This window comes from Streptomyces sp. CC0208 (assembly GCF_003443735.1).
Classification (GTDB): Bacteria; Actinomycetota; Actinomycetes; order Streptomycetales; family Streptomycetaceae; genus Streptomyces; species Streptomyces sviceus.
Genome location: NZ_CP031969.1, coordinates 4,865,335 through 4,890,382 on the forward strand (window position 1 = coordinate 4,865,335; position 25,048 = coordinate 4,890,382).

A 25,048-nucleotide genomic window follows, 5' to 3' on the forward strand; every position below is an offset into this window, starting at 1 on the left:
GTGTCGAAGGGGCGGCCTCCGCGGCCGCCCCTTTGCCGTGCAGGCCACCGATCGTTCAACCCCCGATTGCGCGCGTCAGGGCTCCAGTACCACCTTCCCGGTCGTGCCGCGGGTCTCCAGCGCCCGGTGCGCGGCGGCCGCCTCGGCGAGCGGGAAGCGCTGTACGGCGGGGGTGAGACGGCCCGCGGCGGCTTCGGCGAGGGCACGCAGTTCGAGGGTGCGGACGGGGTCGGGGCCCGCCTTCTGGAGCATCACGGGGCCGAGGACCTGCTCGGAGACGCCCTCGACGAGGTACGGCTGCCCGTCGTGGATGCCCTCGCCGGACCAGCCGAAGACGATGTGCCGGCCTCCGTCACCGAGCAGGGCCACGGACTCGCGCGCGATGTCCCCGCCCACGCCGTCGAAGACGACGGTGGCGGTGCGGCCGCCGAGGAAGGCACGGACCTTGTCCGGCCACGAGGGGTCTTGGTAATCGACGGCGAGGTCGGCGCCGTTGCCCTCAACCCGTGCCGTTTTCGACGGTCCGCCCGCGAGGCCGATCACCGTCGCCCCGGCGTTCTTCGCGTACTGCACGAGCAGCGTGCCGATGCCTCCGGCGGCCGCCGGGATCACGGCCACCGAGTCGCGGCCGAGCTCGGCGAACTGGACGATCCCCATGACCGTACGGCCCGTGCCGATCATGGCGACGGCCTGGGCGAAGTCCAGGTTCGCGGGGATCTCGTGGACGCGGTCGACGTCGGTGACGGCGAGTTCGGCGTAGCCGCCGGGCGCGAACCCGAGGTGGGCGGTCACGCGCTTGCCGAGCCACAGTCCGGCGACGCCCTCGCCGAGGGACTCGACCGTGCCGGCGACCTCACGGCCGGGGATGGTGGGAAGCGCGGCCGGCCGGGGTGCCGGCCCCTGGTGACCCTCGCGCAGGGCGGTGTCCAGGAGGTGGACCCCGGCCGCCCGTACGGCGATACGGACCTGGCCGGGGCCCGGTACCGGAACCTCGGTCTGTTCGTAGGTGAGGTTCTCGGCGGGGCCGAAGGTGTGCAGGCGGACGGCGTGCATGGGCGGAACCCTCCTTGGCAGGTGTGCACCGGTGTGCACCCGGTGCGCACTCACTCTCCGACCTCAAGCATGCTTGAGGTCAAGGGCGTTCCGGCCCAGCGCCAGCGACACGGCGGTGAGCGCACTGTTGAAGGAGACCTCGGAGAGCACGCCGGGCGCCGCGACCTGGTCGCCCGCGAGATAGACGCCGTCGCCCCGGTCGATGCCGGGCCGGTCGCGCCAGCTGGTGCCGGGCAGATCGACGGCTCCCGTACGGCCGTTCGCGACGGACTCGCGCCGCCAGGTGACGCGCTCGCGCCAGCCGTCGAAGGCGAGGTCGAGGAGCTGTTCCGCGCGCGCGACGCCGTCGGCCCTGGTCTCGTGCGGGGCGATCGGGATCTGCCCCTGGAGGAGCTGTTCACCCGCGGGGGCCAGGGTGCGGTCCTGCGCGGTGAACCGTTCGATCCAGCCGGGGGAGTCGAGGTCGGAGACGGCGAAGGCGTCGCCGCGCCGGGTGCGCAGGGCGAGGTCGAGAAGGGTCGTACGGCCGCTCGGCCAGGTCAGCGAGTCGTCGCGGAGGAGTCGGCGGGCCGCGTCCAGGGAGGTGGCGACGACGACGGGGGTGTCGGTGGGCAGGGCGTCGACGCGGGACAGGGTCTCCATCCGGACGCCCAGGTTCCAGGCGCGGGCGGCCATCCGGTCGACGACGCCGGCCCAGCCGCCGCGCGGGTAGTGCGCCTCGGGCGGCAGCTTGGTGGCACGCCGGAGCCGTTCCTGCACGAACGCGGCGGACAGCGCGCCCGGGTCGTGGTGGAAGAGGGCGACGGCCGAGTAGTGGGCGGCGGCGCGGGCACCCTCCTCGCCGGCCTGCCCGGCGGCCCAGGACATGAAGTCGACGTCGACGGGGGCCTGTTGGGCGCTGCGGCGCAGCAGCTTGAGCATCGCGAAGGGCGGGGTGCGGCGCAGGGCACCCTTGTGCCGCAGCCGCAGCCGGGCCGCCTCCAGGGGCGGGAGCGGGGCGAGCGGTCCGATGAGGTCGCGCTGCTGGAGCCAGGACCAGTGCGGGCCGCCGCTGTAGAGGGCGTGCGGGCCGTCGTTCGTGCGGTACGGCCCTTCGGCGGTCCTGGCCCGGCCGCCGAGCGTGTGATGGGCCTCGTGCACGGTGACCTTGGCGCCCGCCTCGGCGGCCGTGATCGCCGCGGTCAGCCCGGCGAGGCCGCCGCCGATGACGGTGATGCGGTGCATGGCTGGGGATCTCCCTCTGCTCGGGTTCGCGTCTTCTTTTCGTGGTCGTCCTCGCCGGTATGACTGATTGAGGGCACCGGAATGTGACATGGAGGCTGTTCGAGCAGGTCAGGGGGATTGTCAGTGGTGGGGTGCAGGATGGGGTCATGGTGAGGCGAGCGACGGGTGCGAGCAGTGCGAGCAGGGTGAAGGGGGCGCGGCGGCCCGAGGTGCGGTTGCCGCCGCTGGAGCCGCATGGGGGAGGGGAGCTGGAGCCGGACGGGGACTATGACGGGCTGGAGTTCCTGGAGGCGGACTTCGCGGGGCAGGACGGGGCGGGGGCCCGCTTCATGGACTGCGCGCTGAGAGGCTGCGCGCTGGACGAGACCCGGCTCCACCACGCCCGTTTCCTCGACTCGGTCCTCACCGGCATACGGGGCGTGGGCACCGACCTCGCGGAGTCGACCCTGCGGGACGTCGAACTGATCGACGCCCGCCTCGGCGGAGTGCAGTTGCACGGGGCGGCGCTGGAGCGGGTCGTGATCCGGGGCGGCAAGATCGACTATCTGAATCTGCGCACGGCGGTCCTGAAGGACGTCGTCTTCGAGAGCTGCGTCCTGGTGGAACCGGACTTCGGCGGCGCCCGCCTGGAGCGCGTGGAGTTCGTGGACTGCGCTCTGAAGGGCGTGGACCTCACGGCGGCCACCCTCAAGGACGTCGACCTGCGCGGCGCCGCGTCACTGGAGATCGCCCGGGGTGTCGACCGCCTCGCGGGAGCGGTGATCAGCCCGTCCCAGCTGCTGGATCTGGCGCCGGTGCTGGCGGCGGAGGTGGGGATCCGGGTGGAGGGCTGACAGCGGCGCGAGACCGGCCAGCCATGGCTCATCCCACCCTCGGGAACCGTGCCTGGAGCGTCCAGATCGCCGGGTTCTCGCCCAGGTCCTCGTGCAGGTCGACCAGATCGGCGATCAGGTCGTGCAGGAAGTCACGGGCCTCGCGGCGCAGGTCCGCGTGGGAGAAGGTGAGTGGGGGTTCCTCCACCGGCATCCAGTCGGCCTCGATGTCCACCCAGCCGAAGCGGCGCTCGAAAAGCATGCGGTCGGTGGACTCGGTGAAGTCGAGTTCGGCGTACTGGGGGCGGGAGGCCCGGGAGCCCGCCGGGTCGCGGTCCAGGCGTTCCACGATGTCGCACAGCGCCCACGCGAAGTCGAGCACCGGCACCCATCCCCAGGCTGTGGACAGTTCCCGGTCCTCTTTGGTGTCCGCGAGATACACGTCTCCGCAGAACAGGTCGTACCGCAGCGCGTGGACGTCCGCGCGGCGGTAGTCGGTCTGCGGGGGGTCCGGGAAACGGTTGGAGAGGGCGTAGCCGATGTCGAGCACGTAGGCGATGGTGTCACGCGGCCCTCATAGGATCACTGGCGTGTCCCGATCCGCGCCGCTCGTCCCCGTCGCCCTGCGTGTCCCCGCCGCCCTGCTCCTCGCGGGAACCCTCGCCCTCACCGCATGCGACGGCGGAGTGCACGGCACCCCCGGCGGCTCCGGCCTGCGCGACCCGTACTTCCCGAAGCTGGGCAACGGCGGCTACGACGTCACCCACTACGCCCTGGACCTCGCCTACGACCCGGACACCGCGAAGCTCTCCGGCACCGCGACCCTCACCGCCCGCGCCACCCAGGACCTGACCGCCTTCGACCTGGACCTCGACGGCCTGGACGTCGAGAAGGTCACCGTCGGCGGCGACCCGGCCCGCTGGAACCGCACCGGCCAGGAGCTGACCGTCCGCCCGCACGACGACCTCGACGAGGGCCGCGCCTTCCGTGTGACCGTCACCTACTCCGGCACCCCGAAGACGATCACCGACCCGGACGGCTCCGAGGAGGGCTGGCTGCCCACCGAGGACGGCGCGGTGGCCCTAGGCGAACCGACCGGCTCGATGGCCTGGTTCCCCGGCAACCACCACCCCTCGGACAAGGCGTCCTACGACCTCACGATCACCGTGCCCCAGGGCCTCCAGGCCGTCTCCAACGGCGAGTTGACGGCGAGCAGGACCGCCGGCGGCCGTACGACGTCCCGCTGGCACACCGCCGAACCGATGGCGAGCTACCTCGCCACCCTCGCGATCGGCGACTACGACATCCACAGCTCCGCCCTCCCCGACGGCCTGCCCGTGTACGTCGCGGTCGATCCGGGGGAGGCGGCCGCGAGCCGGAAGGTCCTGGCGCAGATCCCCACCGTGATGACGTGGGCGCAGCACATCTTCGGCCCGTACCCCTTCTCCTCCACCGGCGCCATCGTCGACCGCGAGGGGGACGCCGAGTACGCCCTGGAGACGCAGAACCGCCCCTTCTTCCCCGGCGCCCCCGACACCGAGACCCTCGTCCACGAACTCGCCCACCAGTGGTACGGCGACTCGGTCACGCCGAAGACCTGGCGGGACATGTGGCTCAACGAGGGCTTCGCGACCTACGCCGAGTGGCTGTGGGCGGAGGACCACGGCGGCGACAGCGCCCAGAAGACCTTCGACGAGCTGTACGCGCACGGCGAGGACGTGTACGACGACCTCTGGTCCTTCCCGCCCGGAAAGCCGTCCACCGCCGCGCACCTCTCCGACAGCCCCGTCTACCAGCGCGGCGCTATGGTCCTCCACAAGATCCGGCAGCGGCTCGGCGACACCGCCTTCAAGGCCCTCCTCCGCGACTGGCCCACCACCCACCGCCACGGCAACGCGGACACCGAGGACTTCACGACGTACGTCGAAGACCTCGCCCCCGACAAGGACTTCGGCCCGATCTGGGAGGAGTGGCTGTACGGGGAGGGGAAGCCGGAGCGGGCCTGAGGAACGTCGGTCAGTCCCGCTCGTCCAGCGGCTTGCGCAACACCGCGCAGGGGCGGCCGTGTTGGCGGTCCGTCCGGTGGTCGACGACCTCGTAGCCGAGGGCGGTCCAGAAGGCGAGGGCGCGGGCGTTGCCGTCGAGCACGGCGAGGCGTACGGCGGTGCGGTCCTCGGCGCGGAAGCGGTCCTCGACGAGCCGCGCGAGGCGCTGCCCTTGGCCCTGCCGGTGCACGCCCGCGTCGATCATCAGCAGCCCGATCCACGGGTCCGGGTCGGCCGGGTCGGGGTGGTGGGCGAGGGTGATCGCGATTCCGACCAGCCGGCCCTCGCTGCGCGCCAGCAGCACCTCCGCGTCCGGATGCGCGAGCTCCTCGGCCAGCGCGGCCGCCACCTGCTCCGGCCGGATGTCGTCCGGGTCCGGGAAGTCACCGCTGAGCGCGAAGAACTCGTGGTTGGCGGCGTACAGGGCGGTGAGCTCGGTCAGGAGGGGGGCCGGGATGTCGTGGTCGGGGGTGAGGAGGAGGGGGGTGAGGAGCATGCCGGGCAGAGTAGTTGAGGCTCTGCGGCACCGACGGTGATGTCCGGCTAGTCCTTGTAGCGGGTGGCATAGCGGGGGCCGTCGGGGGTGGCGTGGATGTCGGTGAGGACGGCGCCGGTGGCGGTGCGCGGGTCGAAGATCGCGTAGATGGGAACGCCGATCAGGGGATAGTCGCGCATCTTGCCGACCCAGTCGTTGTCGGGGTTGGAGCGGGAGACGACCTCGATGGCGGCAGCGAGGGCGAGGGGATCAAAGGAGCCTTGGGTGTCCATGTCCGCCATGGCGATCATCATCACGTCGGGACGGCGCAGGATGCCTTCCGGCTCGTCCTCCACGTCGGGCTCGCCCGAGTGGGCCACGATCTCCTTCGGGAGCTGCTGGGCGATCCCAGATCGTGTACGAGGCCGTCCTTCGTGATCTCGAACTTGCCCGGCAACGTGTCCTCAACGGATTGCAGGAGGCTTCGTACGGCCAGGTACTGGTGGGAGTTCATGCCGGGAGAGCTCCCGGGGGGTCGCATCGGCAGTCGCGGCAGCGCCCGGGGGCCGGTGCGCGGAAGGCGCGGTCGCAGCCGTCGCAGGTCTGGAGCGGGTGCCGTACGTCCGGGGGCGGGGCCGGGGGCCGGTGCGGGGGCAGGGGTGGCAGCTGGGCGGTGAGGCGGTGGGCCAGGAGAGCTGCCGGCCGGTGCAGGGGTTCTGTGGGCAGGTGCGCGGTCAGGGCGTCTCGTACGTCGCTGGGGGTGAGGTCCCGTTCCAGCCACGCGGCGACTCCGTGGGCCAGGTGTTGCGTGTCCATGGCCGAGAGGAGCAGCCGGGGGTCGTGGCGGCGCAGGGTGGTGAGCAGGTCGGTGTCCTGCTGGAGGAGAGCGGTGGCGGGGTAGCCCGGTTGGGGAACGGCCGGGAGGAGCCTCTTGCGGGGCGGTTGCCGTTTCTTCGGCGGCCCGGGGGCCTGGTCCTCGCCGGTACGGCCGCGATGACCTGGCCGGTTGCAGGAGACCGTGCGGGTGACGATACGGCCGCCGGGGACGCGTTCGCGGGTGCGGCGCAGGTAGCCGTGGGCCTCCAGATCCCGCAGGGCGGCGGCGATCCGGTCCCTGCCCTCGGGGAAGCGGGTCGCGAGGGTCTTGATGTCCACGGGGGCGCCCGCAGGGAGGGACTGGAGGTACAGGGCCAGGCCTCTTGCGACGAGTGAGAGCTCGGGGTGCTGGGCGAGGTGGTTGCCGATCACCGTGAAGCGTTCGGTGTGGCGGGCGTTGTCGTGGAGGAGACCACCCACGCGGGGGTGGTTTTTGCCCGCCGTACGGGACTCGGCGCACGGGGGCGCGCTAGGGTTTTGCGTGTCCATCGGGAAGGGGCTTTCTTCCTTGGTGGTCAGGCCCTCGCATTGGGATGCCAGTCCCGGCGAGGGCCGTTGCATGTCTGCGGTTGTGTTGCGCCGACTGTAGGGCAGGCAACCGGGGCGAAATCCAGCTGAGTTGGTGATGTTCACCCGCCCGGGTGAGCTGCGCCGCGAGGCGGGAGGAAAGGTGGGGCTTGGTCTGGGTTCTTTCTCCCCAGGGTTCTTTGGGAAAGACCGCCCCCACCACCGACGTACGCGTTTCCGGGTGCCGGTGAGAGGTCGATTTTCGCCCACACCGTCTCGAGTGGACGCGTCTCAGCTCGGGCTGCGGCCGCGAACCGTGTCGCGGAAGGCGATCGGGGTCTGGCCGGTGCGCTGGTGGAAGTACTTGTTGAAGTGGGTGGCGCTGGAGAAGCCGAGGCGGTCGGCGATGCGGGCGGCGCTCTGGTCGCTGTGGGCCAGGAGGCGCTTCGCCTCAAGGACCACGCGGCGGTCGATGAACTCCTTGGCGCCCAGGCCGGCCGCGGCGAGGGTGGCGCGCGCCAGGGTGCGGGCCGAGTAGCCGAGCGCCAGCGCGTAGTCCTCGACCCGGCGGGTGCGGGCGAAGTCCCTTTCCACCGCGTCACGGAAGCGCAGATAGGTGGCGTCGGGCTCGGGGACGGGGCTGCCGACGGGTGCGGTCAGGTGGGCCAGGCGCAGGACGAGAACGGCCAGCAGGTGCCGCAGGGCCGCGGTGTGGATCTCCAGAGGCAGGCGGCCTAGGGCCCGGAACTCGGCGGCGAGATGGTCGGCGGCCAGGCGCAGGGCCTGGGCGTCCTCGGGCAGCGGCCGGCGCAAATTCGGCGCGTGCGGGTCCGCCACGAGGGCGCCGGCGGCGGTGGCCTGGTCGAGGAAGTCCTCCCGGAACAGCACCAGGGTGCCCTCGGCGTGGGTGAGATCGCCCCACTGCTGCACCTGGCCGGGGCGGACCCACAGCCATGATCCCGGTTCGAGTGCGTAGGCGGTGAAGTCGACCGTGTGCCAGAGGGTTCCGCCCGTGACGACGATCAGGTGGTGGAAGTCCGGGCGCTGCGGGGCCGTGAGCCGCTCGGCGGGCACGCGCCGGCGCAGCTCGGCGAGGGGCAGTACTTCGACGCCGGCGGGGGTGCCGACGGGCGCCGCGAAGGAGATCTCCGGGACGCCTCGGACAGCATCGTGTCGTTTTTTGACCATCAGCAGTCGTCAGCGTATCGGATTGACCCTGTTCAGCAACTCTACTTTGGAGAGGTCAGCCCCTCCGGCGTCGATGGATGTCGGAAAGCGGCAAGAAATGAGCGGCAAGAGGCCGGAGAGGAGGACGGGGATGTCTGCGGTGGGTCGAGCCGGTCTGACGTACGCCTTCGACGCGTACTGCGCCTGGTGCTACGGCTTCGGCCCCGCCCTGCGGGCCTTCGCCGAGGAGAACGCTCACCGCATTCGGCTCGGCGTCGTCTCGGCCGGCCTCTACACCGGGCCCCGGGCACTGCCGGTCTCGGCCTACCCGGCCCTGTCGGCGGAACGCGGCACCGTCACGCGGCTCACCGGAGTCACCTTCGGCACGGGCTACGACCGTGCCCTGGCGCAGGGCACGACCGTGCTCGACTCCACCGCCGCGGCCGCGGGGCTGGCCGCACTGCGCGCACAGCCCGGTGTCGGCGCCCTGGACGCGGTCGAGGCCCTGCAGCGGGCCTGGTTCGTCGACGGACGCGGCCTGTCCGACCCCGAGGTCTACCGGGACATCGCCGACGACCTCGGCCTGGACGCGGACGCCGTGACCACGGCGTTCGGGGCCCCAGCCGGCCGGGTCAAGGCCCGCGCCGACTTCCGCGCGCTGCGCCGGCTGCGCGTCCTCTCCTACCCGACGCTGCTCCTGGACACCACGCACGGCGCCGACCAGATGGGCGGCGCGGCCTCCACCGCCGCCTCCCTGACCGCCGCACTCGACCAGCGCCTGACCGCGACCGTCCCCCAAGCCCCCTTCCACGATCTGCCCTTGCGAGGAGAACCGTCATGAGCAACGCCAAGAACACCGTCCTGACCGCCGCCGGCGAACTGTTCGGCCAGAAGGACCCGAGCGCGGTGGACCGCTGGGTCGCCGCCGACTACACCCAGCACAGCACCCTGGCCGCCGACGGCCCCGAGGCCCTGCGCCAGTTGGTCGCCGGTCTGCCGGAGGGCTTCCGCTACGAGGGCGCCCGGGTGATCGCCGATGGCGACGTCGTCGCCCTGCACGGCACGTACCACGGCTTCGGGCCCGACCCCCTGGTCGCCTTCGACATCTTCCGCGTCGACGCCGACGGCAAGCTCGCCGAGCACTGGGACGCCCTGACCCCGCAGGTCGAGGACACCGTCTCCGGGCGCTCGCAGACCGACGGCCCCACCGAGGTCACCGTGCCCGGGGAGACCGAGGCCAACCGGGCGCTGGTCGCCGAGTTCGCGCAGAAGGTCCTGGTCGGCGCCGACTACTCGGTGCTCACCGACTACATCTCCACCGAGACCTACGACCAGCACAACCCGGAGGCCGCCGACGGCCTCGACGGCTTCGGCGCCGCCGCCGCGCAGTGGGCCGAGCAGGGCAAGAACCTCGTCTACAAGACCGTCCACAAGGTCATCGCCGAGGGCGAGTTCGTCCTGCTGCAGTCCGAGGGCGAGTTCGGTGTCCCGGTCGCCTACTACGACCTCTTCCGCGTCCGGAACGGCAAGATCGTCGAGCACTGGGACGTCATCTCCCCGATCCCGGCCGAGCTGCCCCACACCAACGGCCTGTTCTGAGATCCCGCACCGCACCGCACCGCTCGCGAGGAGACAGCAGCGGCCAGTGAGCCACCTATGCCGGCCGAACTGCACACCGGCATCCTCGAACCCGCCTGAGGGACCCTCACCCGCCGCCGTGCCGTCACCGATCCATGGGTGAGGCACGGCGGTGCCCCGTCCGGCGGAGCCGTCCCCCTTCGCCCCGCACACCAGCTCACCGCCCGGAGGACCCCGTGCGCCCGACTTCCCTGCCACTCGCCGCCTACCGGGCCGCCGTCGCCCTGGACGAACCGCACGGACCGGCCGCCGACCACGAGGTGAGTCCTGGTCACGCCAGGGACGCCGGCCGCCGGCCGCGCACCGACCACACCCCGGACGCCCGACCCGCCGCCCTCGTGCGCCAAGCGCTCGTCCTGCTGGCCGACGACCCTGCCGCGGTCAGGGCCGGGTTGCGGCCCGGCGCCGCGGACGGGATCGACGACACCGCCGCCCGGCGGCTGCTGCGGGCCGTGCTGACGGTCCGCGAACCGGGTCCGCTGTCCACCGGGGCCGCCCGCGTGCTGGACGCGCTCCTGACCGCCGAACGCCTGGCACGCGGCATCACCGGCGCCGCCGAGCTCCCCACCGTCCGCGACACGCTTCCCCACACCGCCTACCGGGCCGCCGACCGTACGGTGCTGTGGCAGGGCGACCTCACCACCCTCGGCGCGGACGCCGTCGTGAACGCCGCCAACAGCACCCTTCTCGGCTGCTTCAGGCCGATGCACCCGTGCATCGACAACGCCCTCCACTCCGCGGCCGGCCCGCGCCTCCGCCACGACTGCCACACGGTCATGTCCCTCCAGGGCCACCCGGAGCCGACCGGCACCGCCAAGATCACTCGCGGCCACCACCTGCCCGCCCGCTATGTCCTGCATACCGTCGGCCCGATCGTCGACGGCCCAGTGCTCCCCGAGCACCGGCAGGCGCTGGCGGCTTCGTACCGTGCCTGCCTCGACCTTGCCGCCGACGTGGGCGGCATCCGCACCCTCGCGTTCTGCGGCATCAGCACCGGCGTCTTCGGCTATCCCAAGGCGCCCGCCGCCCGCATCGCCCTGGACACCGTGGCCGATTGGCTCGACCACCACCCCGGACGGCTCGACCGGGTGATCTTCAACGTGTACGCGGACGACGACCGTGCCGCCTACGTCATGGCACTGACCGAAGGGACCCAGCCCCGATGACCCAGCCCGCCCTCGACCTGGAAACCGCCGCCGGAACGCTAGGCACCTGGCTCGGCGAGGCCGACCGCGTCCTGATCACCGCCGGGGCCGGACTCAGCGCCGCCGCCGGATACGACTACGGCGACGAGGACCGCTTCCGGGAACTCTTCCCCGCCCTGCACCGCCTCGGCCTGCGTTCCCGCTACATGGTCGGCGTCCCCCTGCCGCCCGAGCTGTGGTGGGGTTACTGGGCCGTCCACATCGACGACATCCGCTTCTCTGCGGAACCCAACCCCCTTTACCAGCAGCTGCGTTCCCTGGTCGGCGACAAGGACCACTGGGTGATGACGTCCAACGTGGACGCCCTGTTCGCCCGGAGCGGCTTCGACCCCGACCGCATCTTCACCCCGCAGGGCGACTACGGCCGCTACCAGTGCACCACCCCCTGCACCCCGACCACCTTCGACAGCCGCCCCGTCGTCGCCCGGCTCCTCGCCACGTACGACCGAGCCACCGGCGCCGTCACCGGCCCCCTGCCCAGGTGCCCGAACTGCGGCGGCGAGGTCGAGATCAACGTCCGCATCGGCCCCGAGTTCGTCGACGACCCCTACCTCCCCGCGGGCCGCCGCCTCCAGGACTGGCTGGGCAGCGCTGCCGACGCCCGCCTGCTCATCCTCGAGTTCGGCGCCGGATTCAACACCCCCGGCGTCATCCGATGGCCCGGTGAAAACCTCACCCGCGGGCTTCCCCACGCACGCCTCGTGCGCGTCAACCCCACCCACCCCGAAACCCCCGACGACCTCGCCGGCCGGACCCTGTCCGTCCCCGCCGGGGCCGGCCACCTGCTCAACGCCCTCACCGTGCCGCACCCGGCACCCGACCCTACGGTGGCACCATGAGCGACCCGCAGAAGAACAAGGCCACGGCTCAGGCGTTCTACGACCTGATGTTCAACCAGTGCCGCCCCGCAGAGGCCATCCACCAGTACGCCGGAGACACCTACATCCAGCACAATCCACATGTCGGCGACGGCAAGCGGGCGTTCATCGACTACTTCGAGCGCATGGCGGCCGAGTACCCGGGCAAACGCGTGGAGGTCAAGCGCGCCTTCTCCGACGGTGACCACGTGATCCTGCACTGCCACCAGACCTGGCCCGACGAGGAGTACGCCGGCATCGACATCTTCCGTTTCGACGCGGACGGCAGAATCGTCGAACACTGGGACGTCCTCCAGGTGGTTCCCCCCACCTCCAAGAACGACAACACCATGTTCTGATCCCTTCACCCACTGCCGGCGGCAGCCGGGTGCGACTCCCCAACGGTCGGCGAGCGCGTCCACGAGTACGAGCCCTCGGCCCGACTCGGCGTCCGGTGCGGGGAGTTCGGTCCGCGGCAGACGGTCGCCCCGGGTGTCCGTGACCTCGATGCGCAGGGTGTCCCCGACGACGTAGACAGCAGCGGCAACGACGGCAGCCCCCGTCTGGCCTTCACCCCCGCCACCTGGACCGCCTTCGTGTCACAGACGTGAGCCCCCGGCCGGTACGACCAGGGGCTCACGTTCAGCTCAGCGCAGCGGGACGTCAGACGTTCACGCCGAAGTCCGTGGCGATGCCGACCAGGCCGGACGCGTAGCCCTGGCCCACCGCGCGGAACTTCCACTCCGCGCCGTTGCGGTACAGCTCGCCGAAGACCATCGCCGTCTCCGTGGCCGCGTCCTCGGAGAGGTCGTAGCGGGCGATCTCGGCGCCGCCGGCCTGGTTGACGATGCGGATGTAGGCGTTGCGGACCTGGCCGAAGTTCTGCGAGCGGTTCTCCGCGTCGTAGATCGAGACCGGGAAGACGATCTTGTCGATGTCGGCCGGGAGTCCGGCCAGGTTGACGTTGATCGCCTCGTCGTCGCCCGCGCCCTCACCGGTGCGGTTGTCACCGGTGTGGACGATGGTCTGGTCCGGGGTCTGCTTGTTGTTGAAGAAGACGAAGTGGGCGTCGGAGTAGACCTTGCCCTGCGTGTTGACCGCGATCGCGGAGGCGTCGAGGTCGAAGTCCGTGCCGGTGGTCGTGCGGACGTCCCAGCCGAGGCCCACGGTGACGGCGGTCAGGCCCGGAGCCTCCTTGGTGAGCGAGACGTTGCCACCCTTGGACAGGCTTACAGCCATGGTTGGGAGTCCTTCCCTCGTTATGTACGGCAGTACGGGCATGAAGCTACAGCTACCCGTATGAACGCCGCGAGGGGTGTCCAAGGTTCCCCCGCGTTTTACTTTCTTTACCAAGCGATATTCGGGTGACGTGGACCGGACAGAGCCGGGAACATGGACCCCATGTCCGGTCCCCACGTCATCCGCGGCTCCGTCTCCCTTCCCGAGGCCGAGCTCATGTGGCGTTTCTCGCGCTCCTCCGGCCCCGGTGGCCAGCACGTCAACACCAGTGACTCCCAGGTGGAGCTGCGGTTCGACCTGGCCCGTACCGAGTCCCTGCCCGACGTGTGGAAGCAGCGGGCGCTCGCGAAGCTGGCCGGACGGCTCGTGGACGGGGTCGTCACCGTCCGCTCCTCCGAGCACCGCTCGCAGTGGCGCAACCGCGAGACCGCGGCCGTACGCCTCGCGGCGCTGCTCGCCGAGGCCACGGCGCCGCCGCCGAAGCCGCGGCGGGCGACCCGGATTCCTCGTGGGATCAACGAGCGGCGGCTGCGGGAGAAGAAGCAGCGGTCGGACACGAAGCGGGGGCGGTCGGGGCGGGACTGGGGGTAACGCCTCCAGGCCGTCGGTCGGGTGCGGCGCCGTCGTGGCTTGTCGCGCAGTTCCCCGCGCCCCTATGGGGGCGCGTCACATTCTCCCCGTCTCATCCGTCAACAGACCGAGAGCTGACGACTGACGAGAGCGGTGACCCATGCGCGACGAGGACTTCCTGGCCGAACGCTTCGAGGCGCACCGGGGGCAGCTGCGGGCGGTGGCGCAGCGGATGCTCGGGTCGGTCGCCGAGGCCGAGGACGCCGTGCAGGAGGCCTGGGTGCGGACGAGCCGGTCGGACACCACACGCGTCGACAACCTCGGGGGCTGGCTGACGACGGTCGTGGGCCGGGTCTGCCTCGACATGCTCCGCTCCCGCAGGTCCCGCGCCGAACAGCCCCTGGAGCCCGAGGTACCGGTTCCGGCCACCGTCCCCGATCCCGAGCAGGACGCCCTCCTCGCCGACTCGGTCGGCAGCGCCCTGCTCGTCGTCCTGGACACCCTCACCCCCGCCGAACGGCTCGCCTTCGTCCTTCACGACCTCTTCGCCGTCCCTTACGACGAGATCGCGGGCGTCATCGGCAAGTCCTCTGCGGCCACCCGTCAGCTGGCCAGCAGGGCGCGGCGCCGGGTGCGGGGCACGCAGGACGTGGACCCCGATCCCGTCACCCCCGCCCGCCGGCGCGAACTGGTCGACGCCTTCCTCGCCGCCGCGAGGGAAGGGGACTTCGAGGGGCTGCTGGAGGTCCTCGACCCGGATGTCGTGGTGCGTACGGAGGCCGGGGTGACGACGGGAGCCCTCGCCGTGGCCAAGGGGGCGAGCGGCTACGGGCGGCACATCGTCGGTGTCGCCGCACCGGCTCTCGTCGAGGGCCGCACCGGTATCGCGCTGCTGCGGGACGGCCGGGTGGAGCGGACGCTCGCGTTCACGTTCGTACACGACCGGATCGCCGTGATCGACATCACCACGGACCCGGCGCGGGTGGCGCGGACGGACGTCACCCTCCTCTAGACGTCACCCTCCTCTAGAGGAGGTCCAGGACTCCCACCGTCTCCTCCTCGCTCAGCTCCCCGGTGCGGCGGAATCCGAGCTTCAGGTAGAACTCCGCCGGGCCGTCGGGGCCCTCGTGCCAGGTGACGTACAACTCCTTCGTGCCCCGGCGGCGCAGCTCCGCGGCGACGGACTCGACGGCGAAACGGCCGTAGCCCCTGCCCTGGGCGTCCGCCGCGATGTTCAGCCGCCACAGGCCGGAGCGTCGCAGGCTGCCGCCGTCGGCGCGCCAGTCGATGTCGAGGAAGGCCATCAGGAAGCCGACCGTGCGGTCACCGTCGACGATCAGGCGGGGCCAGGCGACGCCCGCGGGATGGACGTACGCCTCGGCGAGGGACTGCATCACGGGGGAGACCGCGAATTCCTGCTCGGGCCGGACGCGTATGCCGGTCGCCGTTTCGAAATTCCCGGGTGTGATCTCTTCGAGGCGCGGTGCGAATGTCATCAGGCGACCTTAGGGCGCGCCGGCGGCGCGCCGCCCCTGAATTCATCCCAACTGCCGGTACCGGCCGCGGAAATACGTCAGTGGGCCGCCGTCCGCGCTCGGTACGTCGGCGGTCAGGACGCGGCCGATCACCAGGGTGTGGTCGCCGGCCTCCACGCGCTGTTCGGTGCGGCACTCCAGGGTGGCGAGGGCGCCGCCCACCAGAAGGGCGCCGGTGGCCTTGCCGCGGACGTAGGGGATGTCCTCGAACAGGAGGCGGTCGCTGATGCGGCCCTTCATGGCGAAACGGCCGGCGATGTGGCGCTGGCTCTCGGACAGGACGGACACCGCCCACAGCGGCTGCTCGTCGAGCAGGTCGTCCATCCGGGAGCCCGTACGCAGGCTGACCAGCACCAGAGGCGGGTCCAGGGAGACGGACAGGAACGCCGTCGCCGTCATGCCGACGTCCTCGCCCTTCGGTCCCTCGGCGTCGAGCGGCGGCTCGAACGCGGTCACCAGGACCACGCCCGCGGCCAGCCGGGACATGGCGGCGCGGAACTCGTCGTTGCTCACCCCCACAGCATGCCCGGAAGCGGGCGGAGGGATCATCGGCGCGGTGGCGGCAGGAGTGTTCGGCACGCCGGAAACGCTAATGTCACCTCCGGGCGGACCGCATCGGGCCTTCGGCCGAGGCCGGACCGGGGCCGGACCTAGGTCTACCGGCGGAGATGCGCACGGCGTTCACAAACACCCAAAGTTTGCGTTCAGTAAACGCACAGGGAAAACGCAGAAACCCCACTCAATTGTTCATCTTTCGCTGTGACTTGAGTCACAAGGGGCGCCAATTGTTGACCCTGTGTACCGAGTGGGAAGCGCGCTGTGATTCAGTGGCGGGAAGTACCGACGAAGCCGCACCAACGAAACCGCACTGAAGATACGCCGAAGAGAACCCTTGATTCGCTGCGAGGTCTCGGGGGGAGGGCGAGCAATGGAGAGCGAGTCGGAGCCGTACGTCCGTCTTGCGTCCCTGCGACAGCTGCACGAGGTCATGGCCGACATGAACACGGCCCGCAGCCTGGCCGACACGCTGCAGACCGTCGCGAACGGCGTGGTCACCGCACTCGGCTACGAGCTGGCGTGCGTCAATCTCGTGCGCCCCGACGGGGACCTCGTGGTCGCCGCCTTCGCCGGGAACCAGGCCGCCGAGGCGCTGATCACCGGCCGGGTGGGTTCCCGCGAGTCCTGGGAGCGCCGGCTGAGCATGGGGGAGACCTGGGGCGACCTGGTCTTCATCCCGCACACCGAGGGCTGGATCCTCGACGACGACGACGTCCCGCAGTGGTACACCGACGGCCCCGCACCCCGCTTCGAGGACGAGTGGCACCCCTCCGACCGGCTGTTCGCGCCGATGTACACGCCGGGCGGGCAGGGCGGTGAGCTGATCGGCGTGCTCTCCGTGGACCGGCCGCGCAACGGCCGCAGGCCGGGCGCGTGGGGCCGTGAAGCGCTCCAGATGTACACGTTCCAGGCCGCCATCGCGATCAGCAACGCGCGTCTGCGTGCGAACATGCAGCGCGCGCTGGTCAGGCTCGAAAGGGAACAGCAGGCCCTTCGGGCCAGCGAAGAGAGCTTTCGGCAGGCCTTCGAGTACGCCCCCTCCGGCATGGCCATCGCCGAGATGGGCGGCGACCAGCACGGCCGCATCCTGCGCACCAACGACGCCCTGTGCCGTCTCCTCGGCCGCCCCGCGTCCGCGATGCGCCGCTACGCCTTCTCCGACCTGGTCCACCCCGAGGACATAGGCACCCTGCTGCGCACCTCCGCGGAGGGCGGCCGGGCCGAGCTCCGCCTCGGGCGCCGGGACGGCACCTACGTCTGGGTGTCCCTGCGCAACTCGGTGGTCGCCGACGCCGCCGACGGCCCGCGTTTCCTGCTCACCCACGTCGAGGACATCGAGGAGCGCAAGCGCCGGGAGCTCCAGCTCGCCCACCGCGCCTCCCACGACTCCCTGACCGGCCTGCCGAACTCCGCCGAGCTGCGCGCGCGGCTGTCCTCCCGGCTCTGTCAGCGCCCCACCCACACCGGCGCCCTGGAGCCGGTCGACTCCGCCTTCGGCCACCCGGCCTTCGACGCGGGCGGCCACGGCTTCGACTTCCGGCAGGGCGGCACCGAGGCGTTCGCCGCCTTCGACCACCATGTGCACACCGTCGCCCCCGAGGGGGAGCGCGACGACGGCACCAAGGGGCTCGCGGTGCTCTTCTGCGACCTCGACGGCTTCAAGTCGATCAACGACCGGTTCGGCCACAACGCGGGCGACGCGGTACTCATCGAGGTCGCCCGGCGGCTGTCCCAGTGCGTCCGCGACGGCGACACCGTGGCCCGGCTCGGCGGCGACGAGTTCGTGATCCTCGCCGACGGCCTCGGCAAGGCCGACGCGGCGGACCTCGCGGTACGCCTGCGCAACGAGATCATCCAGCCCATCCGGGCCGAGGGACGGGCCGTCCGGGTCGGTGCCAGCTTCGGCATCGGCTGGGCGCACTGCGGCATGACCGCGGACGAGGTGTTGAAGTCCGCCGACGAGCGGATGTACGTCGAGAAACGATCTCGTCCCAAACAACACAGACGCGCGGGCTGATGCCCAGGTCAGCGAGCTGATGCGATCCGAGTCACCCGTTTGGGCCATCAGGAGCGGGTAGGCTCGCCATTCTGACTCCACGTATCGCATCTGATCCGCAGACCTGTTGAGGAGTACCAAGGGATGACGTCCGGCAACAACGGCGCGAGCACGCCCGAGGACGAAGACCCGTTCGGCTACCTCTACGCCGACGGCCAGGCCAATGGGGCCCAGCCGCCCTCCGGCGGCGGCTACGGCTACGGCTACCCGAACTCCGTCAACCGATCACGCTCGGTCGGCCAGCGCCAGTACGGCCAGCAGCAGGCGCAGGCCGCGCCGACCGCCGCGTACGGCCAGGTCCCGCAGCAGCAGGGCCCGAGTGGCTACAACCAGCCCGCCGCCCACTACGCCGCCCCCGAGACCTTGCCGGGCGGCGCCCCCACCAGCCAGCAGCCCATGCCGGGCTACAACGCCGGCGGCGGCCGCCGGAGCGGGGGCCCCAACACCAAGGGGCTGCTGATCGGCGCGATCGCGGTGGTCGCCGCGGTGGTCATCGGCATCGGCATCGCGATGGCGGGCGGCGACGACAAGAAGGACGACAGCGGCAACGACGCGGCGGCGAGCCCGAGCACGTCCCAGAGCTCGCAGCCGAGTCCGTCGGGCAGCGACGAGGCGAGCGAGGCCGACCTCCCGGCGATCGACGCCAAGGTGCTGAACCTCGGCACCGGGGTGACGACAGCCTCCGACATCCAGGGCGCCGCCTCCGACGGCGGTGTCTATGTCACCGGCCTCGACCAGGTCGGCCGCTCGGTCACCTGGACGGTCAACGGCATTCCCAAGGACGGCCTCTACACCCTCTTCGCGCGCTACAGCGCGGTCAACGAGGACCAGTCGATGACGCTCACCGTCAACGGCAAGAAGTTCGGCAGCCCGCTGAACCTCGGCAACTTCGCAAAGATCAGCGACGGCGACTTCTCCAAGGGCTGGACGAAGACCTACGCGTGGCCCTCCCTGAACAAGGGCACCAACACGCTCTCCATCTCCTGCGAGAACGGCGACAAGTGCAACGTCCTGCTGGACCAGCTGTGGCTGAAAGCAGGTCAGGTGAAGAAATGACCCCGGTTCGGGTCACTTCTCCGCCAGCACCCTCCGCGCTCTCTGGACCATGAGCTTCTGGCTCTCCGAAAGGTGAGTCAGAGCGGACTGCCTCCGCTCGATCATCTTCTTCTGGATCGCGGACTCGACCGCGATCCAGGTCTGTGGAAGACGCACCTCGAATTTGCAGGTGACATCAGCTACGGCGACCGAGCGCTCTCTCTTCGAGTAATTGGCGTCAGCGAACTCCGGGTCATCGGCGACTTTCATCGGCGACTCGTAGGTGTACCCCGCGCGCTTCATGCACCGGGACCAGTCGGAGAAGGCCGCGCTGACACGCGAATCCTGCAGCGACCTCTTGTAGCTGTCGATGTCTATCTGCTGAGCCACCGCTATGCCGGGCTCTTTGTCGTGGTCTTTGTAGATCGCGTCCCGGGACTCAGCATTGCACCCGCCTTCCGGTACGGCGTGCCCTTTGTACGTTTTCAGCGCTTTGCCGGCGGAAGTGCGGCCGGAAAGCAGCATTGCCTGGGTCTCGTTCGGCCTGGGCAGGGACGCCGTGCTGGACGGGGTGTCGGGTGACTGGTAGCCGTACCGCTTCGCCGACTCCATATCCACGATTCCGTACCGTCTGCTGGGTTCCACCGCGGCGGACGCGTCCGGTACCTCGCGGGGAGGAAGATCCGACGAGCTCAGGCGCCGCACACAGGTTTCCTGGAGCCTGATCTGCGCCCGGTCGAGGAGGACCTGCTGCTCTCGGGTCAGGGAGTACGCGGCCAGCGGGAGGGAGAGGACAAAGTCCTTGGCCGGTGTCCCGGAGGGCGCGGGGGCCAGCGTGCGTTCCGCTGGGGCGCCGGTCTCCCGCGCCGGGGAATCCGTGTCGTTCAGGGAGCGGACGAGGGGGACGGAGACCGAGACGGCCAGTGCGGTGGCACCGGCCGTCACGAGGAGTGCTGTTGATCGCTTCATGGGCACGCGTCTCTTCTCTGGCCGGGGTTCTTCCTTCCGGAGAAAGGAAGAACCACGGCGGTCTGGTGTGTCAGCGGGTGACGGTCACCAGTTGAAGCAGTTGCTCGGGTGGTTGGCCTGGTAGGTACCGAGGACCTGCTTCACCGAGGCGTTCTCGTTGTACGTGCGGACGAGCTTCGGCCCTTCCTTGATGCCGAGCTCGGAGGACATGAAGCGGTCGCAGGGGCCGCCGTAGCCGCTGTAGTAGAACACCGTCATGGACGAGGGATAGAAACTGTCGTCGGCGCGCATCTTGGCGGAGGCGGCATTGTTCTTGACCGGCAGACCCTTACCCGCCCCTGCGTAGGGATAGGTGTAGCCGTCCAGGTTGGATATGCTGCCGCCGCCGATCAGGATGTGCGACCCTTCATACGCGCTGTTGTAGTAGAGCCAGATGCAGGGTCGGTCGGTATAACAGGTTCCGGTTACCGCGGCGGATGCCGGAGCCGCGTTGAGAACCCCTGCACCCGCGATCAGTGCGGCCGTCCCCAGGATTGTGCCGAAAACGCGAGATTTACCCACTGTTCCCCTTGATGCCCAGTGTCAAAGTTGGTTTGCCGCGTTGACCATACCGGTCGGACTTCCATTTGCGTCAACATTTTCAGGGGGGTGACAATGTCGACGTTTAAGCAGCGCTGACGTCTGTCGTGACTTCTACTCGCCCGACCAGTTCGTCGAACACATCCCGGTCGAACTCCCCCGCCACCGGGGCCCGCACGGTCGCCGCGGACAACGCGACCGCTCGGGTCAGGCGGTCCGGCCAGGGGAGGTGCTCCACCAGGGCCGACAGCAGACCCGCGACCACCGCGTCGCCCGCGCCCGTCGGATTGCCCCTGATGCGGGTCGGCGGGGTGGCACGCCAGCGGCCCTCCGGGGTGGCCGCGAGCAGGCCCTCCTTGCCCAGGGAAGCCACGACGGCAAGGGCGCCCCGCCGCCGCGCGTCCCGCGTCGCGCGCAACGGCTCGTGGGAGCCGGTCAGTTCCGCCAGTTCGTCGGCGTTCGGCTTGAGGATGTCGGGGCGGGCGGCGACCCCGCGGCGCAGTGCCTCTCCGCTGGTGTCGAGGAGGACCGGGACCCCGGCGGCCTTCGCCGTGCGGATCAGGCCCGCGTACGCCCCCACCGGCACCCCCGGTGGCAGGCTGCCGCACAGGGCCACCGCCGAGACGGACGGGACGAGATCCGCGTACGTCTCCTGGAAGGCCGACCACTCCGCGGGCGTCACCGTCGGACCAGGTTCGTTGAACTGGGTGGTGTCGCCGGAGCGTTCGTCCACGACGGCGACCGTGCGCCGGGTCGGTCCGGTCACCGGGACGAGCGCGTCCACCAGGCCCGGTACGGCCGTGAGTCGGTCCTGGACGATGCGGCCCGTGGCGCCGCCCGTGAAGCCGGTGACCGTCACCTCGTGGCCGAGCGCGGCCAGCACCCGGGCCACGTTCAGGCCCTTGCCGCCGGGGCGTTCGACGACCTCGGTGACCCGGTGACTGGTGTGCGGCCGCAGCGACGGTACGCGATAGGTGATGTCGAGAGCGGTGTTCAGTGTGACCGTGAGGATCACCTGGCCGACCTCCCACGTGTCCCCCGACGACAGAATGTGCCCGTCCAGTCTCCCAGGACCGTCCCGGCCCCAACAGCGGGACACATCACCCCAGTTGGGGAGCGACCACCCATTCCCCCCGGCGCATGACGCCCTTGAGGTCGAATTGATGGTCGAGGAGGACCAGGTCGGCGTCCTTGCCGGGCTCCAGCGAGCCGATGCGGTCGGACATGCCGAGGAGCCGGGCCGGGTTGGCGGAGATCGCCGCGACGACGTCCTCGACCGGGAGCCGGTCGATGGTCACCGCCCGCTTGAAGGCGCGGTCCAGGGTGAGTGTCGAGCCGGCGATCGAGCCGCCCTCCACGAGCCGGGCGACTCCCTCGCTGACCTCCACCTCCAGGGGGCCGAGCAGATAACGCCCGTCACCGAAGCCGGCCGCGTCCATGGCGTCCGTGATGAGGGCGACCCGGGCTGCTCCCGCGTGGTGGAACGCCAGTTGCAGCGCGGCCGGGTGCAGGTGCGTGCCGTCGTCGATGAGCTCGACCGTGATCCGCTCGTCCTCCAGGAGTGCGGTGATCGGGCCGGGGGTGCGGTGGCCGAGGGGCGGCATCGCGTTGAAGAGGTGGGTCGCGACGGTGGCGCCCGCCTCGATCGCCTCGACGGTCTGCTCGTAGGTCGCGTCCGTGTGACCGACCGCCGCGATGACTCCGTGTTCGGCGAGGAGCCGTACGGAGTCGATGCCGCCGGGGAGTTCGGTGGCGAGGGTGAGCATCCTCGCCTGCCCGCGCGCCGCGTCGATCAGCTTGCGGACCTCCGCCGGGTCGGGGTGGCGCAGGAGTTCCTCCGAGTGCGCGCCCTTGCGGCACGGGGAGATGAACGGCCCTTCGAAGTGGACGCCGGCGATGTCGCCCTGCTCGGCGAGCTCGCTCAGCAGACCGGCTCGCTGGGCGAGGAAGTCCATGTCGCCGGTGACGGTGGAGGCGACGAGGGTGGTGGTGCCGTGGTCGCGGTGGGTGCGGACGCCCTTGAGTACGTCGTCGACGGTGCCCGAGGTGAAGGAGGCTCCGCCGCCGCCGTGGTTGTGGAGGTCGACGAAGCCTGGGACCAGCCAGTTTCCGGTGACGTCGAGGACCTGGGCGTTCTCGGGGGCGGTACCGGTGATGCGCGTGCCCTCGATGACGACTTGGCCGTTCCTGACCGTTCCCGTGGGCAGGACCACGTGGGCGCCGGAGAGCACCAGGGGGGTTCCGGCCGGTGCGGGGTGCGGGTGCGTTGTGGCTGGTCGCGCAGTTCCCCGCGCCCCTGGGGCGGTTGCCATCAGCGAGTTGCCTCCGAACTGTTCGTCTTGTCGAGGAGATCCCAGGCCAGGAGGCCGGCACCGAGGCAGCCCGCCGTGTCGCCCAGGGCCGCCGGGACGATGGTCGGGAGTTTCTGGAAGGTGATCCGGCTTCGGACCGCTTCCCTGAGCGGTGTGAACAAGGTTTCCCCCGCCTCTGCCAGGCCGCCACCGATGATCAGGGTGCGGGGGTCCAGGAGGGTGAGGGCGGTGACCAGGCCGTCGGCCAGGGCGTCCACGGCGTGCTGCCAGATCTCGCGGGCCCTCGGGTCCTCGGCTTCCACCGCCTTCGCGCAGTCCGCCGCGTCCGCCTCCGGGTTCCCGGTGATCGAGGCCCAGGCCTCGCTGACGGCCGCCGCGGAGGCGTACCGCTCCAGGCAGCCCCGCTGGCCGCACGGGCAGGGCGCGCCGTCCGGGCGTACGGCGATGTGGCCGATCTCGCCCGCGAATCCGTGGGCGCCCGCCTCCACCCGGCCCGCGATGCCGATCGCGCCCGCGATGCCGGTCCCCAGGGCGACGAAGAGGAAGCGGTCGGTGCCCTGGCCGGCTCCGATGCGGCCCTCGGCGAGGCCGCCGGTGCGGACGTCGTGGCCGAGGGCGACCGGGACACCACCGAGGCGGGCGGTGAGCAGGTCACGCAGGGGGACGTCCCGCCAGCCCAGGTTGGCGGCGTAGGCCGCGATGCCCCGGTCCTCGTCGACGATGCCGGGGACGGCGACACCGGCCGCGGCGGCGGGGACGCCGAGGTGCTCGGTGCCGTACGCGCGCAGCTCGGCGGCGAAGTCGAGGATGCCGTCGACGACCGCGTCCGGTCCGCGCTCGCGGCCGGTGGCCCGGCGGGCCCGGTGCAGGAGCTCGCCGCCCGCGCCGACCAAGGCCGCCTTCATCCCGGTGCCGCCCACGTCGAGGGCGATGACATGTCTCACGGGGAACAGTGTGACCCGTTGACCCGCAAGAGGTCTAGTCCACTTACGTGGTGTAGACCTTAGTTCCGAGATATGTATGACTTTTCGAAAGCTTTCGAGTGTGAGTGTGGGGCGGTTGTCGGTGCGGCGGCGTAGGACGGGAACGATCGCGGCGGTGTCCGCACTGGGTATGACGGCGGTCCTCGGCGGCTGCGGGCTGGGCGGAGGATCGGACGAGGTGACGCTGAAGCTGGTCGCCGCCGACTACGGCGACAGCTCGGCCAACAGCTCCCAGAAGTACTGGGACAAGCTCGTCAAGGAGTACGAGGCCCAGCACCCCGGCGTGAAGATCGACGTCAGCGTGTACTCCTGGACCGACGTCGACCGCAAGGTCAAGGAGCTGGTCGACGCGGGGAAGGCGCCCGACATGGCGCAGATCGGCGCCTACGCCGACTACGCGGACAAGGGGCTGCTGTACAAGGCCGACGAGCTGCTCGGCATCCGGGAGCAGGCCGACTTCGTGTCGCAGCTCGCCTCCGCCGGGCGGATCAACGGCATGCAGTACGGGATGCCGTTCGCCGCGTCGACCCGGCTGCTCTTCTACAACAAGGCCCTCTTCGCCGGCGCCGGGCTCACCCCGCCGACGACGTGGAAGCAGCTGGCCGCGGACGCCGAGGCGCTCAAGGCGGACGGGGTGAAGTACCCGTACGCGCTGCCGCTCGGCCCCGAGGAGGCGCAGGCCGAGACCATGCAGTGGCTGCTGAGCGGGGGCGGCGGCTACGTCGACTCCATGGGCACGTACGGCATCGATTCCGAGGAGAACGTCGCGACGCTGAACTGGCTCAAGGACGACCTCGTCGGCAAGGGGCTGACCGGTCCCGTCGCGCCCGAGAACCTGAACCGGGCCGCCGCGTTCTCGGCGTTCGCCGCGGGGGACGTCGGGATGCTCAACGGGCACCCCTCGCTGATGAAGATCGCCGCCGCGAAGGGGGTGAAGTTCGGGATGGTGCCCATGCCCGGCGCCGAGGGGAGGACCAAGAACTCCATGGGCGTCGCCGACTGGATGATGAGCTTCCGGCAGAACGGGCACGCCGAACAGGTGGGGGACTTCCTCGACTTCGTCTACAGCGAGAAGAACGTGCTCGCGTTCTCGCGGGAGTACGACCTGCTGCCGGTGACCAACTCCGCGTCCGGGGCCATGAGCGGGGACTCTCAGGACGCCGACCTCAAGCCCTTCCTGAACGCGCTGCCCAGCTCGGAGCTGCCGCCGGTGGACAAGACGTCCTGGGCCGCGGTCAGCGCGGCCGTGAAGAAGCGGATCGGCTCCGCGGTGAGCTCCGACGGGAGCCCCGCCGAGGTGCTGCGCGCCCTGCAGCTGACCGCGCAGAAGGCGGAGTAGGCGCTGTCAGTGGC

Annotated in this window: 26 protein-coding genes and 2 pseudogenes; 12 read left to right on the plus strand and 16 right to left on the minus strand. The window is 70.8% G+C overall.

From position 1 onward, the window contains the following. Positions 1-75: 75 nt before the first annotated feature. A complete protein-coding gene (locus tag D1369_RS22350) occupies positions 76-1,053 on the minus strand; it encodes a zinc-binding dehydrogenase (protein WP_007382927.1) in 978 nt (325 codons plus the stop codon). A gap of 63 nt (positions 1,054-1,116) precedes the next feature. Then, complete coding sequence (locus D1369_RS22355) at positions 1,117-2,277, minus strand: NAD(P)-binding protein (protein WP_007382926.1); 1,161 nt, start codon at positions 2,275-2,277, stop codon at positions 1,117-1,119. A 146-nt stretch (positions 2,278-2,423) separates the two neighbouring features. On the opposite strand from D1369_RS22355, the gene D1369_RS22360 reads away from it, so the two are divergent. Continuing rightward, positions 2,424-3,110 carry a pentapeptide repeat-containing protein gene (locus D1369_RS22360; RefSeq protein ID WP_237557635.1) on the plus strand — a complete coding sequence of 229 codons (687 nt, stop codon included), beginning with the start codon at positions 2,424-2,426 and terminating at the stop codon, positions 3,108-3,110. A gap of 28 nt (positions 3,111-3,138) precedes the next feature. Here the strand turns inward: D1369_RS22360 and D1369_RS22365 are convergent, their stop codons facing one another. Further along, the gene (locus D1369_RS22365; RefSeq protein ID WP_007382924.1) at positions 3,139-3,639 is read right to left on the minus strand and encodes a hypothetical protein; all 501 of its coding nucleotides are present in this window, start codon (positions 3,637-3,639) and stop codon (positions 3,139-3,141) included. A 40-nt stretch (positions 3,640-3,679) separates the two neighbouring features. On the opposite strand from D1369_RS22365, the gene D1369_RS22370 reads away from it, so the two are divergent. After that, on the plus strand, positions 3,680-5,095 hold the full coding sequence (locus D1369_RS22370) for a M1 family metallopeptidase (protein WP_007382923.1): 1,416 nt from the start codon (positions 3,680-3,682) through the stop codon (positions 5,093-5,095). A gap of 10 nt (positions 5,096-5,105) precedes the next feature. Here the strand turns inward: D1369_RS22370 and D1369_RS22375 are convergent, their stop codons facing one another. From D1369_RS22375 to D1369_RS22390, 4 genes and pseudogenes are all read right to left on the minus strand, one after another. Beyond that, complete coding sequence (locus D1369_RS22375) at positions 5,106-5,630, minus strand: GNAT family N-acetyltransferase (RefSeq protein WP_037900591.1); 525 nt, start codon at positions 5,628-5,630, stop codon at positions 5,106-5,108. Positions 5,631-5,680: 50 nt separating this feature from the next. Then, positions 5,681-6,150, minus strand: a pseudogene (locus D1369_RS22380) (Uma2 family endonuclease); the annotation flags it as partial. After that, entirely contained in the window at positions 6,120-6,974 is an 855-nt protein-coding gene (locus D1369_RS22385) for a DNA-binding protein (protein ID WP_037900588.1), read from the minus strand. The gene D1369_RS22385 and the pseudogene D1369_RS22380, both read right to left, overlap by 31 nt. 309 nt (positions 6,975-7,283) lie before the next feature. Beyond that, the gene (locus D1369_RS22390; protein ID WP_007382919.1) at positions 7,284-8,180 is read right to left on the minus strand and encodes an AraC family transcriptional regulator; all 897 of its coding nucleotides are present in this window, start codon (positions 8,178-8,180) and stop codon (positions 7,284-7,286) included. A gap of 130 nt (positions 8,181-8,310) precedes the next feature. Here D1369_RS22390 and D1369_RS22395 point away from each other — a divergent pair, with 130 nt between their 5' ends. The 5 genes from D1369_RS22395 to D1369_RS22415 all read left to right on the plus strand — a co-directional run bounded on the left by D1369_RS22395 (position 8,311) and on the right by D1369_RS22415 (position 12,218). After that, complete coding sequence (locus D1369_RS22395) at positions 8,311-9,000, plus strand: DsbA family protein (protein ID WP_050789715.1); 690 nt, start codon at positions 8,311-8,313, stop codon at positions 8,998-9,000. Then, a complete protein-coding gene (locus D1369_RS22400; RefSeq protein ID WP_007382917.1) occupies positions 8,997-9,758 on the plus strand; it encodes a nuclear transport factor 2 family protein in 762 nt (253 codons plus the stop codon). Before D1369_RS22395 ends, D1369_RS22400 begins: the two co-directional genes overlap by 4 nt. Positions 9,759-9,973: 215 nt before the next feature. Next, positions 9,974-10,963, plus strand: a complete 990-nt coding sequence (locus tag D1369_RS22405; protein WP_037900585.1) for a protein-ADP-ribose hydrolase — start codon at positions 9,974-9,976, stop codon at positions 10,961-10,963. Continuing rightward, positions 10,960-11,841, plus strand: a complete 882-nt coding sequence (locus D1369_RS22410; protein WP_037900582.1) for an NAD-dependent protein deacetylase — start codon at positions 10,960-10,962, stop codon at positions 11,839-11,841. Before D1369_RS22405 ends, D1369_RS22410 begins: the two co-directional genes overlap by 4 nt. After that, positions 11,838-12,218, plus strand: a complete 381-nt coding sequence (locus D1369_RS22415) for a nuclear transport factor 2 family protein (RefSeq protein WP_007382915.1) — start codon at positions 11,838-11,840, stop codon at positions 12,216-12,218. Before D1369_RS22410 ends, D1369_RS22415 begins: the two co-directional genes overlap by 4 nt. Before the next feature lie 24 nt (positions 12,219-12,242). Here D1369_RS22415 and D1369_RS43940 read toward each other — a convergent pair. Both D1369_RS43940 and D1369_RS22425 read right to left on the minus strand, forming a co-directional pair. Further along, positions 12,243-12,395, minus strand: a pseudogene (locus D1369_RS43940) (ATP-binding protein); the annotation flags it as partial. 127 nt (positions 12,396-12,522) lie between these two features. After that, complete coding sequence (locus tag D1369_RS22425) at positions 12,523-13,098, minus strand: TerD family protein (RefSeq protein ID WP_007382914.1); 576 nt, start codon at positions 13,096-13,098, stop codon at positions 12,523-12,525. Between the two features lie 162 nt (positions 13,099-13,260). Here D1369_RS22425 and arfB point away from each other — a divergent pair, with 162 nt between their 5' ends. After that, entirely contained in the window at positions 13,261-13,689 is a 429-nt protein-coding gene (gene arfB / locus D1369_RS22430; RefSeq protein WP_037903421.1) for an alternative ribosome rescue aminoacyl-tRNA hydrolase ArfB, read from the plus strand. 139 nt (positions 13,690-13,828) lie between these two features. Further along, the gene (locus D1369_RS22435) at positions 13,829-14,680 is read left to right on the plus strand and encodes a sigma-70 family RNA polymerase sigma factor (RefSeq protein WP_007382912.1); all 852 of its coding nucleotides are present in this window, start codon (positions 13,829-13,831) and stop codon (positions 14,678-14,680) included. A gap of 13 nt (positions 14,681-14,693) precedes the next feature. Here D1369_RS22435 and D1369_RS22440 read toward each other — a convergent pair whose 3' ends face one another. Together D1369_RS22440 and D1369_RS22445 are read right to left on the minus strand one after the other, a co-directional pair. Next, positions 14,694-15,164 carry a GNAT family N-acetyltransferase gene (locus D1369_RS22440; protein ID WP_007382911.1) on the minus strand — a complete coding sequence of 157 codons (471 nt, stop codon included), beginning with the start codon at positions 15,162-15,164 and terminating at the stop codon, positions 14,694-14,696. A gap of 42 nt (positions 15,165-15,206) precedes the next feature. Further along, positions 15,207-15,782, minus strand: coding sequence for a flavin reductase family protein (locus D1369_RS22445; RefSeq protein WP_007382910.1), 576 nt, complete (start codon positions 15,780-15,782; stop codon positions 15,207-15,209). 349 nt (positions 15,783-16,131) lie between these two features. Here D1369_RS22445 and cdgB point away from each other — a divergent pair, with 349 nt between their 5' ends. Then, positions 16,132-17,778, plus strand: a complete 1,647-nt coding sequence (gene cdgB / locus D1369_RS22450) for a diguanylate cyclase CdgB (RefSeq protein WP_037900577.1) — start codon at positions 16,132-16,134, stop codon at positions 17,776-17,778. A 123-nt stretch (positions 17,779-17,901) separates the two neighbouring features. Continuing rightward, positions 17,902-18,873 (plus strand): hypothetical protein, encoded by a 972-nt coding sequence (locus tag D1369_RS22455; RefSeq protein WP_007382908.1) that lies wholly within the window; start codon positions 17,902-17,904, stop codon positions 18,871-18,873. A 12-nt stretch (positions 18,874-18,885) separates the two neighbouring features. Here the strand turns inward: D1369_RS22455 and D1369_RS22460 are convergent, their stop codons facing one another. The 5 genes from D1369_RS22460 to D1369_RS22480 all read right to left on the minus strand — a co-directional run bounded on the left by D1369_RS22460 (position 18,886) and on the right by D1369_RS22480 (position 23,656). Beyond that, positions 18,886-19,827, minus strand: coding sequence for a hypothetical protein (locus D1369_RS22460; protein WP_007382907.1), 942 nt, complete (start codon positions 19,825-19,827; stop codon positions 18,886-18,888). Positions 19,828-19,905: 78 nt separating this feature from the next. Continuing rightward, positions 19,906-20,382 carry a hypothetical protein gene (locus D1369_RS22465; protein ID WP_007382906.1) on the minus strand — a complete coding sequence of 159 codons (477 nt, stop codon included), beginning with the start codon at positions 20,380-20,382 and terminating at the stop codon, positions 19,906-19,908. A gap of 103 nt (positions 20,383-20,485) precedes the next feature. Continuing rightward, the gene (locus tag D1369_RS22470) at positions 20,486-21,415 is read right to left on the minus strand and encodes a 1-phosphofructokinase family hexose kinase (protein ID WP_007382905.1); all 930 of its coding nucleotides are present in this window, start codon (positions 21,413-21,415) and stop codon (positions 20,486-20,488) included. 85 nt (positions 21,416-21,500) lie between these two features. After that, entirely contained in the window at positions 21,501-22,631 is a 1,131-nt protein-coding gene (gene nagA, locus D1369_RS22475; protein ID WP_037900573.1) for an N-acetylglucosamine-6-phosphate deacetylase, read from the minus strand. An 80-nt stretch (positions 22,632-22,711) separates the two neighbouring features. Continuing rightward, positions 22,712-23,656, minus strand: coding sequence for an ROK family protein (locus D1369_RS22480; protein WP_007382903.1), 945 nt, complete (start codon positions 23,654-23,656; stop codon positions 22,712-22,714). A gap of 169 nt (positions 23,657-23,825) precedes the next feature. On the opposite strand from D1369_RS22480, the gene D1369_RS22485 reads away from it, so the two are divergent. Beyond that, entirely contained in the window at positions 23,826-25,034 is a 1,209-nt protein-coding gene (locus tag D1369_RS22485; protein ID WP_037900570.1) for an extracellular solute-binding protein, read from the plus strand. Positions 25,035-25,048: the final 14 nt, after the last annotated feature.